The 11,702-nt window shown below is 58.8% G+C and carries 8 protein-coding genes and 2 tRNA genes; 6 read left to right on the top strand and 4 right to left on the bottom strand.

What is annotated here, in order from left to right; genetic code table 11:
- Positions 1 to 606: 606 nt before the first annotated feature.
- On the top strand, positions 607 to 1,146 hold the full coding sequence (locus IG616_RS20595) for an antirestriction protein ArdA (RefSeq protein ID WP_209007901.1): 540 nt from the start codon (positions 607 to 609) through the stop codon (positions 1,144 to 1,146).
- Positions 1,147 to 1,360: 214 nt separating this feature from the next.
- Here the strand turns inward: IG616_RS20595 and IG616_RS20590 are convergent.
- Positions 1,361 to 1,437: transfer RNA gene (locus IG616_RS20590), tRNA-Pro, on the bottom strand.
- 322 nt (positions 1,438 to 1,759) lie between these two features.
- Here IG616_RS20590 and IG616_RS20585 point away from each other — a divergent pair.
- A tRNA-Gln gene (locus IG616_RS20585) sits at positions 1,760 to 1,834 on the top strand.
- Positions 1,835 to 1,907: 73 nt separating this feature from the next.
- On the opposite strand, the gene IG616_RS20580 is transcribed toward IG616_RS20585, so the two are convergent.
- A complete protein-coding gene (locus IG616_RS20580; protein WP_192150415.1) occupies positions 1,908 to 2,444 on the bottom strand; it encodes a P-loop NTPase family protein in 537 nt (178 codons plus the stop codon).
- Between the two features lie 209 nt (positions 2,445 to 2,653).
- Positions 2,654 to 4,810, bottom strand: coding sequence for a DEAD/DEAH box helicase (locus IG616_RS20575; protein WP_192150413.1), 2,157 nt, complete (start codon positions 4,808 to 4,810; stop codon positions 2,654 to 2,656).
- A 483-nt stretch (positions 4,811 to 5,293) separates the two neighbouring features.
- Here IG616_RS20575 and IG616_RS20570 point away from each other — a divergent pair, with 483 nt between their 5' ends.
- The 4 genes from IG616_RS20570 (at position 5,294) to IG616_RS20555 (ending at position 10,754) form a co-directional block, all read left to right on the top strand.
- Positions 5,294 to 7,411: a methyl-accepting chemotaxis protein gene (locus tag IG616_RS20570; protein ID WP_192150411.1), complete on the top strand. Its 2,118-nt coding sequence runs from the start codon at positions 5,294 to 5,296 to the stop codon at positions 7,409 to 7,411.
- A gap of 182 nt (positions 7,412 to 7,593) precedes the next feature.
- Positions 7,594 to 9,234, top strand: coding sequence for a cisplatin damage response ATP-dependent DNA ligase (locus IG616_RS20565; RefSeq protein WP_192150409.1), 1,641 nt, complete (start codon positions 7,594 to 7,596; stop codon positions 9,232 to 9,234).
- 49 nt (positions 9,235 to 9,283) lie between these two features.
- The gene (locus IG616_RS20560) at positions 9,284 to 9,904 is read left to right on the top strand and encodes a 2-hydroxychromene-2-carboxylate isomerase (protein WP_192150407.1); all 621 of its coding nucleotides are present in this window, start codon (positions 9,284 to 9,286) and stop codon (positions 9,902 to 9,904) included.
- A gap of 142 nt (positions 9,905 to 10,046) precedes the next feature.
- On the top strand, positions 10,047 to 10,754 hold the full coding sequence (locus tag IG616_RS20555; RefSeq protein ID WP_192150405.1) for a hypothetical protein: 708 nt from the start codon (positions 10,047 to 10,049) through the stop codon (positions 10,752 to 10,754).
- A 38-nt stretch (positions 10,755 to 10,792) separates the two neighbouring features.
- Here the strand turns inward: IG616_RS20555 and IG616_RS20550 are convergent, their stop codons facing one another.
- Positions 10,793 to 11,659 carry an acyl-CoA thioesterase gene (locus IG616_RS20550; RefSeq protein ID WP_192150403.1) on the bottom strand — a complete coding sequence of 289 codons (867 nt, stop codon included), beginning with the start codon at positions 11,657 to 11,659 and terminating at the stop codon, positions 10,793 to 10,795.
- Between the last annotated feature and the right edge of the window lie 43 nt (positions 11,660 to 11,702).

The following is an 11,702-nucleotide window of genomic DNA, read 5'->3' as shown; positions in this document are numbered from 1 at the left end:
CACATGAGCCCAAAACGAAGAAGGAGAAAGCCAAGAACTTGACCGAACCCACAGACCCGTAACATACCTAAAAGGAGGGTCAATTCTCGGTGGAAATGCCGGGTTACTTCTCAATGGAAATCAACAGGCCGCTAATCCAATCGGCAATTTGCCATCATTCACGGCTCCGATATCGACCTGAATGGGAATGTCAAAGGGAATGCCCGCGACTTCTTGTGCGAGGATCAGTTGGGGCAATTCGCTCCCGTAAACATGAGACACATTAAACGAGACAGCGAAAAATATAGCAAATATCGATGAAAAGCGCATTTTCAACCTCATGTAATTGGTCGCAGACGAAATAAACCGCTTTAAAGTACTGAGATTTTCAGAAGATTACTCGTTATTTGGGCGCATATCAATTTTGCCACTCATGCGATTTGAGGCCTTTTGGGGCGAATATGTCTACCAGTGAATTAAAAAGGGGAAGCCAGTGGCGCAGCCCCTTTCTCCCCACAAGCAAAATAAACACAGGCCGAGGCTCAGGCCTATGGCCTTGCGCCCGCACCAACCTGTGTGATTTCGCTTGTCCCCTCCCATCCCCGTCCTCGCCGGAAGCAGGGTTGCATGAGCAACCCACTTACCATTGGAGGAAACAAGATGGTTTTATTCTATGCCCAGCCCTACGACCTGGCTGCCGACGGATTTTATTTCGAGAATTGGGCGGACTATCAAAGGAAGTCAGCCGAGGCTACGAACCGGTTTGGCGACCGGGTAGAAGAATTCGAAATCCAGTTCATCGATGGTAACGCCATGGATGGAGAACTGGCCGGGGCCTTTGGCCTCAGCCAAGGCAACTTGTCGGCCCTTTTGGAGGCGATTGATACGCTCGATGACCACGACAAGCTCAAGCTGGTGCTTGCCGTCAGGGAGTGCGGCTATCGGGTTGAAACCATCCTGGATGATCCGGAGGCCGTCGAAGTCGATATCTATCATCTGCCAAGCCTGCGAGACCTTGCGGAGCAATTCATCGAGGAAGGGCTATTCGGTGATATCCCTGAGCGCCTGCAATATTACATCGATTACGACGCCATCGCGCATGATTTGGCGATGGACTACCACTTGGCGGAAGTCGCCGGTGAAACCCTCATTTATCGATGCTCGTAAGGGAGGGGCGCGAAGGAATATGAGGCCGAACGATTTGGTGGGGCGGCGCTCGCGCAATCCTCTTTGTGAGGCGATCAAATACAAGCGCTAATAAGAAAAAAGCGTGCCCCTAAGCCAGATTCAAATCCGCAATTTTTTCTGCACAGTTCCTACACAGGCAAATTTAGCCGTGTTTTTTCGTTAAAAATCAATGACTTATTTTTGAAAGCAGAAATGGTCGGAGTGAGAGGATTCGAACCTCCGACCCCCTCGTCCCGAACGAGGTGCGCTACCAGGCTGCGCTACACTCCGAACCTATTTTTTATCAAGCAAATCAATGCTTGCCGGGAACCAGTGAGCGTGGCGCCCGTCTGGTGTGGCGGTCTATTAGCACTGCTGCCGGATGCCTGCAAGAGGATTGCAGCGCGCTGTTGAAAAAAGGCATCTGATTTTGCCTTCTGCTGTCCCGGCCTGTGGATGACTGAGGCGGCAAAAGGGTGCGGCTTCAAAACGGAAACCTTCCGCATTGGCGTGGCCAGCTTCCGTCTGGGGAAAACCCTGTCGAAACAGCAGGAATATAGGCAGAGGAAGCCTTGCGCCCCCGCGCGGGCTTGGCTATACGTCCTGCACTCTTTGGGGCGTCGCCAAGTGGTAAGGCATCGGTTTTTGGTACCGACATTCGGAGGTTCGAATCCTCCCGCCCCAGCCAGCCTTCCTTCACATCGCTCATTTGCCGAAAACTGCAGGCTTTGCCGCGCCGTTCCGGTTGAGCGGAAGCCAATTCAGATCGGTGTTGTGAGCGGTTCCCAGCCGCAATCTGCAATCACGGCTTTCGTGGTCTCCGCGAGGGTCTTCTCTGGTCCGATGATCGTTTCGTTAACGCCCGTCAGCGCATCCTCTTCCCGCCACCATTGCCGCATCTCGATTTCTCCGAAATCAGCTGCGTCCGGTTTTGTTGCATGCCGTTTGAGCGTCTCCTCGAAGGAAAGCCTGTACCGATAGCAGCGGGTTACTCCTTCATGAGCAGAAATAAGCCGTCTGAGCATGCTGCCGTAGATCTCATTATACAGTATTCCCTCAATGACTACATTGAGACCATTCTTGAGTGCAAAATGAGCTGAGAGGTCTATGTACTCCGCAGTCAAGGAAGGTTTCTTGTCCGGCAGATGCAGAATGGTGCGCCGCAGATTATCTTGGCCGATGATTGCGATGCCGCGAGGGCGGTTGCTACGAATAGCGGCTGCGAGCGCCGATTTGCCGCTCCCTGAGTTTCCTCGAAGGACAATAAGGCGGGTGGATCTATCGCCGATCATTTTCATCAAAACCGATTCTCAAGAGCTCATTGTGTGTCCAGAGCAGCGCCGTATGTCCAGGGAATGTCCAAGCCCATTTCTGACAGAAATTTGAGAGACGCGTAGATGAAGCTGCGGCACTTGCTTCGCTGAAGGTGACAGGAGTTTGGGAGAGGCAGCTGCTCACAAAAAAGCCGGGCGCTGGGCCCGGCTTTTTCAGTGTGTCATGTCTTGTCTCAGAAGCTGGCCTTGGTGGCCTTGCGTTCCGAGCGGGTCGGCTTGTTCTTCTTGTTCGGGCCCTTTTTCTTCGGGCCGTCAGCCTTGGCCTTGAAGGGCTTCTTGCCGTCCGGCTTGCCAGGCTTTGCGCCTTCGCGGCCTTCCGGTGCCTTGTCGGCGTTCCAGTCGCGCCGCGCCGGGCGCTCGTCCTTGCGCGGACGGGCAGGGCGTTCGCTGCGGACGGTGTCACCACCGCCATCGCGCGCAAGGGCCTTCATGTCCAGTGGTTCGAAGGCCGGATGGTTCGGGGCCGGTTCGTCGTCGCCAAAGCGGCGGCGCTTGGGTCCCTTGGCCGGGCCCCGGGCGGAAAAGTCGCCACGGGGCGCGCCCCGGTCGAAGCCGCGGTCATTGCTGCGGGGGCGTTCAATCCGGTCTTCGGAGCCGCCTTCATAGGCGTCCCGGCGCGGACGTGCACCGCCGCGCGGGCCGCCACCGAAGCCGCCGCGTCCACCGCCACGGTCCTCGAAGGGCGGGGGCGGAACCTTGCCGCCACGGGCATCCAGAACCGTGATGGTGACGTTTTCCTCACCAGAACCATCCCGGCGGATGACTTCCGCATAACGCTCGCCATGGGCGCCTTCGATCTCGAAGCGGGTTTCGTTCTGGAAGATCTTGATCGCGCCGACTTCCTTCTTGGTCACGTGACCGGCGCGGCAGATCATCGGCAGCAGCCAGCGCGGGTCGGCGCGGTGCTTGTGGCCGAGAGATAGACGGAACCAGACGCCATCCTCGAACTTGCCCCGGATCTCTGCAGAGCGGCCGCCCTGTTCGCCCGGACCGCGTCCACGGATGTTGTCTTCGGAGGCTTCCGACACATCTTCAGGGGCCGGCAGGCGCGACTGGCGCAGCTTGACGAAGGCGGCGGCAATGCGCTCGGCATCGTATTTTTCCAGAAGCTCGCGGGCGATGGCCAGTTCTTCTTCTTCTTCCATCTCTGCCGTTAGAGACGGATCGGCCAGCAGGCGCTCACGGTCCTTGGCGCGGATGTCATCGGCGGTCGGGGCGGGGGCCCAGGTCACCTTGACGCCCGCAAATTGCAGGGTGCGTTCAGCGGCCCGGCGGCGCGGATAGGGCACCATGAGCACGCAGGTGCCCTTGCGGCCCGCGCGGCCCGTGCGCCCGGAACGGTGCAGAAGCGCAGCCTTGCCGGTCGGCAGGTCGGCGTGGATCACCAGGTCCAGGTTCGGAAGGTCGATGCCGCGCGCGGCAACGTCGGTGGCAACGCAGACCCGGGCCGAGCCGTTCTTCATGGCGGTCAGGGCGGCGGAGCGCTGCTCCTGGCTCAGTTCACCGGAGAGCGACACGATGGAGAAGCCGCGATTGGCCAGGCGGCTGGTCAGGCGCTTTACCGCTTCGCGGGTGGAGCAGAACAGGATGGCCTTTTCCGCTTCATGCTGGCGCAGCACGTTGATGATGGCGTTCTCGCGCTCGTTCGGCGCGACCGGATGGGCCACGTAATCAATGTCGCCGTGCTGCTCATGAGCGCTGACGGTTGACAGGCGGACGGCATCCTTCTGGAAACGGCGTGCAAGATCGGCGATCGGCTTGGGAACCGTTGCGGAGAACATGAGCGTGCGGCGGGTGGCGGGAGCCGCATCCAGAATGAACTCAAGATCCTCGCGGAAGCCCATGTCGAGCATTTCGTCGGCTTCGTCCATGACGACCGCGCGCAGCTCGGACAGGTCCAGGGCGCCGCGCTCGATATGGTCACGAAGACGGCCCGGCGTGCCGACAACGATATGCGCGCCACGCTCCAGGTTGCGGCGTTCGGTGCGCGGGTCCATGCCGCCGACGCAGGAAACGGTCTGGGCATTGGCATCCGCATAAAGCCAGCTCAGCTCGTCCTTCACCTGCAGCGCAAGTTCACGGGTGGGCGCAATCGCCAGTGCGATCGGCGCGCCTGCGGGTCCAAGCCGCTCTGCGTCGCCCAGGATGGTCGGCGCAAGAGCCAGGCCGAAGGCAACGGTCTTGCCCGAACCGGTCTGCGCGGAAACCAGAAGATCCGCCTCTGGCGGGGCGTCGTTCAGAACTGCTGCCTGGACGGGGGTCAGGGATTTATACCCCCGGTTTGCCAAAGCGGCGGCCAACGCCGGGGCGACGTTATTAAGATCAGTCATCAATCACTTTCAAAGGAAGTCTGCGCGGCGCTGCGGGCTCATGCCGGACAATGCGCGGAAACGCGGTACCATTTGTCCCTATATAGGGGGGAAATGACCGCAGGTCTATAGAAACCGGAAGGCGCGCGCGCTCCTGCCCATTTGCCTGCTGCTCTTGCCAGTGCGGGAGTTTGGGATGCGTGAAGGGTAAGCTCAGACGGCACAGTTGTTCCCATCAGATTTATGGGTCCGGATCCGGGATCTTGAATCTTGAATATATAGATGGGTCTGCCCATTTTTTGACCTTTGTGCATAAAAAATAATCTGACAAGTCTAGATTTTACGCTTCGAATTGTAAAATATCGCAAGGCAATTAACTTTGAAGATCACGAATGGTCTCAGGAAATAATGATAGATATTTGAGATATATTTAGCATTTACATTTTATTCAGTCTGTTCAACCTAGGATAGCGCTAAGCGTCATTAACCTAGGGTTGGGTTTCCATGCTGAAATCAATTCGTCTTCAGATCGCTTCGCTGGCGGTCATACCTTTGCTTGCTTTTCTGCTTGTGGATGTCCTGTCGATCTATCAGAGCTATCGCAACGCCATGCACGATACGGACCTTGTTCCTATGAGCCGGCTTGCTCAGCTCTCGGAGGCCGCAATCAACGAATTGCAGAAAGAAAGAGGGCGCACGGGAGTTCTGCTGGCTTCCAGCTTCGCTGATGGTCCGAGAAAACTTGTCGATAGCCAGCGCCAGAAAACGGAACCGGCCCTTGCAGACCTGAAAGCTGCCGCCGCAGATCTGAGCTTTAACAACAAGACACTTGAAAGCCTGATCAAGGAGACCGTTGGCGGGCTTGTCATGGTCGGCGAGCACAGAAACCGCGTGGACGCAGGCAAGGTCGATGGGCCCGGCAATCTGGCCTTTTATTCGGATCAGATCAGAGCACTGACATCCTTGATCCTCGCTGTGGTCCAGTCGAGTGACGATCCGGAATATATCCGTGAAATGACTGCATTCTATACGCTCACCGACGCCAAGGAGGCCGGCGGGCTCGAACGGGCCATCGGTGGCCAGCTATTTACCAGAGTTGCGGCAGAGGGCAGCTTTCCCTTCAAGCTTTTTCTCGCCTACGCCCAGAATCTGGCGATCGAGACCTTCAACATCGAAGAGTTCCGTGAGCATGCGACGGATGAGCAACGGGCGTTGTTCGATAGCACTGTGTCGGGTCCCGCGGTTGAGCAGGTCAAGGTGTGGCGCGGGATCCTCGCCACGCTGCCCGAGACAAAGGACGGAAAGGGCGTCGACGGATCTGTCTGGTTCGACGAAGCGACCAAACGCCTTGAGATGATCCGCAAGGTGTCCCTGGACTTCGCCGCCAAGGGCGAGGTCCGGGCTCAGCAACTCCTGGATCTTGCCTGGCAGGAGGTGACGGTCCAGGTGACAGAAGCGATTGTGCTGCTGCTGGGGACGCTTGCAGTCTGCCTGTGGCAGCTGCGCAGTATCACGGGCGCGTTAGGTTCCATCACTAGCAGTTTGAACCGGATCGCCCGCTCGGACCTCGGCTTTACCATGCCCATGCTGGACCGCAAGGACAGCCTGGGCGATCTGGCGAGGGCAGGGGTCGTGTTCCAGGAAAATGCGCGTGCCCGGGCGGCACTGGAAAAGCTGGCAGCCGAGGACCGTGACCGGGAGGCCGCGCGCCAGAGCCATGTCGCGAGCATCATCGAACATTTCCGTGACTTGATCGGCGGCGTCAGCGGCAATGTGGAGGAAAAGGTTTCAGGCCTTTTGCAGGTTGCCAGCAAGGTGGCGGAGATCTCAGGTTCTGCAACCAGGGCTGCGGATGAGGCGCACGGGTCTTCCTCCAACTCCTCTGAAAGCGTCCAGTCCGTGGCCTCTGCTGCAGAGGAAATGTCCAGCGCCATCAATGAGATCCTGTCTCAGGCGAGCCGTGCAACTGCGATTATCGACAGCGCCACCCATGTGGCAAACGCAACCGATAAAAACGTGTCCAGTCTGGCAGCGGCAGCACAGAAGATTGGCACGGTGGTGGAAATGATCCGCGACATTGCCGAACAGACCAATCTGCTGGCGCTCAACGCGACAATCGAGGCTGCCCGGGCAGGGGAGGCTGGCAGAGGGTTTGCGGTCGTCGCTGCCGAGGTGAAAGAGCTTTCCAACCAGACGGCAAAGGCGACCGAGGAAATCGCCGGCCAGATTCAGGCTGTGCAGGAGCTCACGGACGGAGCGGTGGATTCCATCCGGGAGATCTCCACCGCGATCGAAAACATCATGGAAGTTACCTCGGCCATTTCCGCCGCGGTCGAGGAACAGAGTGCTGCGACTGGCGAGATTTCGCGCAGTGCGGCTGTGGCAGCTGACGGCACCTCGCAGGCTCTGGTCAGCGTGGATGGGGTTTCCAGAGCAATCCAGCAGACGTCGTCGGAGGCTGAGAATGTGGACGGCATCTCCAGGGCCGTGAAGGAGATCGTTGAGGAACTCGGCAAAACGGTCGATGGTTTCTTGAAGGAAATGGGCAATGACCTCGAGGCCCGCCGTGACGCCCTGCGCCGGCAGGCCGAGGAACGCGAAAACACCGATCTGGCTGCGTAAGACCAGCGATCCGGGCTGTTTCCTCAGAACGGAACAGTCCGGCAGCCAGCCGGTAACAATTAAGCCCGGTGCCGGACAGGTCCCGGGCTTTTCGCGTTCAGGCGGGCTTCCCAACAGGCGGGGACAATCTACATTGTCAGGAGACGTTATCCTTCTGTCTGTTCTGCTGCGCCTGAGGCTGGATGCAAGCTTTCTCTCACCTGCTCGACCGATTGTCCTACGAACCGGGGCGTCTCGCCAAGGAAGCGCTGCTCACGGACTATTTGCGCAAGACACCTGACCCTGACCGGGGCTACGCGCTGGCCGCTTTGACCGGGGAGCTTTCTTTCCGCCATGCAAAGCCCGCCTTGCTGCGCGAGCTGATCAGCACCCGCACGGACGCAGTTCTTTTCGGCCTCTCTTATGACTTTGTCGGAGACCTCTCGGAAACAATCGCCCTGATGTGGCCCGCTTCAGAGCGTGGCAAAGGGGAAAATGCCGGACTGTCTCTGGCGGACGTCGTGGAGGCCTTGAACACAGCCAAAAAAGCTGAAATCCCAGCACTTCTTGCTGGATGGCTGGACTTGCTGGATGAGACCGGGCGCTGGGCCCTGTTGAAACTTTTGACCGGCGGATTGCGTGTCGGTGTGTCCGCCCGGCTTGCTAAGACCGCAGTCGCGCGGCTTGGAACCATCACCCCGGATGATGTGGAGGAGATCTGGCACGGGCTGAAGCAGCCCTATCTGGAGCTGTTTGCCTGGGTGGAGGGACGTAGCGGGCGACCGGAAACGCTCGATCCTGTGCCGTTCCGGCCCGTCATGCTGGCGCATCCGCTGGAGGAGGACGCTGATCCTGCGAACGTCCCGGCAGACGCCTTGTTCGTGGAATGGAAATGGGATGGCATCCGTATTCAGGCTGCGGCGGCCAGGGATGCGGCCGGGCATCAGGCTGCAAGGCTCTATTCGCGCACCGGCGAGGATATTTCCGGCGCGTTTCCCGACCTCGTTGCCCTGATGAGTTTTGAAGCGGTCATTGACGGAGAACTGCTCATCCGGCGGGAGGGGGCTGTGCAGCCTTTCTCGGATTTGCAGAAGCGGTTGAACCGCAAAACGGCAGGGCCAAAGCTTCAGCGTGACTATCCGGCAGCCATAAGAGCTTATGATCTTCTGATGCTCGAAGGCGAGGATTTGAGGCCCTTGCCCTTCATGGAGCGGCGGCGCCGTCTAGAATCGTTTCTGTCTGATCTCAACCTGCCGCAGATTGACCTCTCACCGGAGGTGGCGGCTGGCAGCTGGGCGGCAATAGCCGCTGCGCGTCAAACGCCTGAGAGCCTGCTGCCGGGCCCCGATGCAAATGCGGTGGAAGGGGTGATGCTCAAGCGCCGCGATGCGCCCTATCTTCCCGGACGGCCCAAAGGGCAATGGTTCAAGTGGAAACGCGATCCTTATCTGGTCGATGCTGTCCTGATGTATGCCCAAAGAGGGCATGGCAAACGCTCCTCCTTCTATTCCGATTACACTTTCGGCGTCTGGTGGGGAGCAGAAGGCCAGGAGGTGCTGGTGCCGGTGGGCAAGGCGTATTCCGGTTTCACGGATGAGGAGCTTGTCCAGATCGACCGGTTTGTCCGGAACAATACGGTCAACCGCTTTGGGCCAGTTCGCGAAGTTTTGCATAGCAAGGATGCGGGTCTTGTGCTCGAAGTGGCATTTGAAGGCATCAACAGGTCGACTCGCCACAAATCGGGTCTTGCCATGCGCTTCCCGCGTATTGCCCGCCTGAGATGGGACAAACCACCGGCGGAGGCAGACAAGATAGAGGCGCTGGAAACGTTGCTGACAGGGTAAGCACGTCCATTATCAGGAGCGGGGGCTCCGGAAACTTAAGGGAGAGGGCATGTCCCGCACCATCGATTACTATCTCACCCATCTGTCGCCCTGGGCCTATCTGGGTCATCAGGCCTTCCAGGATCTTTGCGCAAAGCATGGTGTCACCATCCGCGCAAGGCCGGTTGATCTGGGCGGTGTGTTTGAGAGCAACGGCGGCCTGCCGTTTGCCAAGCGCCATCCGGTCCGCCTGGACTACCGGATGATCGAGTTGCAGCGCTGGCAGCAGGAGCGCGGCATTCCCTTGACCTTCAAGCCTGCCTTCTTCCCGGTCGCGCCAGGTCTTGCCGACCGTACCGGCATTGCCTATGAGCGGTCCGGCGGCAACATGCTCGACTATTCGCTCAGTGTCTTCCAGGCGGTCTGGGTGCATGACCGGAACATTGCGGATGAAGCGGTGATTGCGTCCGTCCTGGAAAGTCTGGGAGCGGATGCCGCTCCGGTTCTTGCGGATGCCCAGGGAGCCGAGGTCGAGGAGATCTATCAGGCCAACAAGCGGGATGCGATTGCGGCCGGCATCATTGGTTCACCTTGCTATGTATTGAAAGGTGAGCCCTTCTGGGGACAGGACCGTCTTGATCTTCTGGAGCGGGCGCTGGTCTCGGACCGTCCAGCCTTCAGACCGCTCTAAGCTCTGGCAATGGCAAAATTCAGCTGAATATGCCTGCGGATGGCCGTTCTTTTGTGAAGGACGGCCATTTATCATTCTTTGACCATGAGAATGTGATCCGCTTTTGCTAGGAAAGAATGAGATCAAGGGACGGGTGTGACAGATGGCTGGATTTTCGCAGACAGGACGGGAGCGGCCGGCAGCGCTGAAGGTGCCGGGCCTACGCCGCATGATCGTGGTGGGATCGGCCGCGGCGATGCTTGCCATGCAGATGTCTTTTCCGGCGTTTGCAGGGGAACCGGATCCGCGGCCCGCGATTGCGACTGCGAGCGCGAAGAAATTTGATGGACGCGTGCCGGAGGGTGTCAAGCCGGAAGGGGGCGCTGAACCGGGCGCTGATGCGCCGGTTATTCCCGATGAAACGGGGTTTGACCCGCCGCACCGTTTTCAGCTTGTCCGAAACGGTGAGGATGTTCTGCGGATCGACCGGCAGAAGGGCACGGTGAGTGTCTGCAACAAGCAGAATGCCGCCTGGCGCTGCGTTCCGGTGCCATTGGCGGCAGACGCCTATGAGGCCGAGATCGTGAGCCTGAACGGCCAGATTGATGCGCTCAAGCAGAGGGTTGCGGAGCTGGAAGCGGCTAGGGGCAAGAGCACCGGTAAATCCACTGACGGGGACGTTCCTGCACCCGGTTCCTCCGGTCCTAAAGCGGACGGCAAAGAGGCGCCTGGAGACGGATCATCCTTGGCGCCGGAGGACGAGCAGGAACTCAACAAGGTTCTGGATTTCTCGGAAAAGGCGATGCGCAGGTTTTTCGGGCTGATGCAGGATTTGCGCCGTGAGATGGACGGCGAGCCGTCCTCACGCTAAGCAGTTCAGAGGCGTTTCACCGGTTGCTACTTTGACCATCACAGGCAGAGAGCCGTCAGTTCACGCCTTGTCTGCTCGGGGAGTGGGACAGCCTGGCGGAGCTGAAGATCAAGCGCCAGAACGGCTGAATCGCAGATCGCGGCAAGCCGTTTTGTCCGGCTTTCAAAAAGATGATGGCGCAGAGTGAAGCACTTGTCCTGCACCGCAGTCAAACTGCTGATGACAAGAACAGCATCTCCCGCTTTCAACGGGCTGAGCCAGGTCAGCTTCGCCTCTTTGGTGAGACGTCCCAGTCCATTCTGCTCCCGGTAGGCCTGTTTCAAAGGGGTTCTCTCCCAGACATGAGGAGAGGCGCAGCTTGCACAGGAGGCGGCGAATTGATCGTCGGCCCGGTTGTCGGCACCCTGATGCCGCGCCAGAACCGTAGCGCGGTGGGACAGAATGGCGCCCGCAGTCAGAAGAGCGGCCTGTGTCATCTTGGAATTGACCGGCGTGGGTGGGATTTCATGAGGTGCCGCATGCGTCGGCATGGGGATCATGAAGTCCATAAAGCGGTTACGGAGTGTGCGTGCAGAGGAGGCGCTGGGCGCGTATCCGTCAATAGCGGTTGCCGTCAATTCGCCAGTGGCGCCATTGTACATCTCATGCACGACGGTCAGCATATGAGGACCGTCAAATGCGACACCTGTGCTCACGCGCACGAGGTCGCCACAGCGCACGTCTTTATGAAAACGGACGTGACGCACACGCCTCTGACCGGCAAGCACATCGGAGAACCCGCTCAGCAGCTGGAACTGACGGTCTGCTTCTTCAAAAATACCGAAGTAGAACTGAGTGTTCAGATGATTGTTCTCATCGCATTCCCAGCGGCTGGCGAAGGATAGCAGGGTTTCCTGAGACGGCATTGTGCAAGTGGTCCTAACTACGCACGGTTTCCCGTATCTTGTC

The organism is Roseibium litorale, assembly GCF_014842915.1.
Classification (GTDB): domain Bacteria; phylum Pseudomonadota; class Alphaproteobacteria; order Rhizobiales; family Stappiaceae; genus Roseibium; species Roseibium litorale.
Note: the sequence above shows the minus strand (reverse complement) of the source record. Positions and strands in the feature narration are given on the sequence as shown.

What these genes read in the sequence shown, in the direction of transcription:
- IG616_RS20560 (WP_192150407.1), top strand. Translation starts at nt 9,284, where the DNA reads ATGTCCCGCACCATCGATTACTATCTCACCCATCTGTCGCCCTGGGCC.
- IG616_RS20555 (WP_192150405.1), top strand. Translation starts at nt 10,047, where the DNA reads ATGGCTGGATTTTCGCAGACAGGACGGGAGCGGCCGGCAGCGCTGAAG.
- IG616_RS20595 (WP_209007901.1), top strand. Translation starts at nt 607, where the DNA reads ATGAGCAACCCACTTACCATTGGAGGAAACAAGATGGTTTTATTCTAT.
- IG616_RS20575 (WP_192150413.1), bottom strand. Translation starts at nt 4,810, where the DNA reads ATGACTGATCTTAATAACGTCGCCCCGGCGTTGGCCGCCGCTTTGGCA.
- IG616_RS20565 (WP_192150409.1), top strand. Translation starts at nt 7,594, where the DNA reads ATGCAAGCTTTCTCTCACCTGCTCGACCGATTGTCCTACGAACCGGGG.
- IG616_RS20580 (WP_192150415.1), bottom strand. Translation starts at nt 2,444, where the DNA reads ATGAAAATGATCGGCGATAGATCCACCCGCCTTATTGTCCTTCGAGGA.
- IG616_RS20570 (WP_192150411.1), top strand. Translation starts at nt 5,294, where the DNA reads ATGCTGAAATCAATTCGTCTTCAGATCGCTTCGCTGGCGGTCATACCT.
- IG616_RS20550 (WP_192150403.1), bottom strand. Translation starts at nt 11,659, where the DNA reads ATGCCGTCTCAGGAAACCCTGCTATCCTTCGCCAGCCGCTGGGAATGC.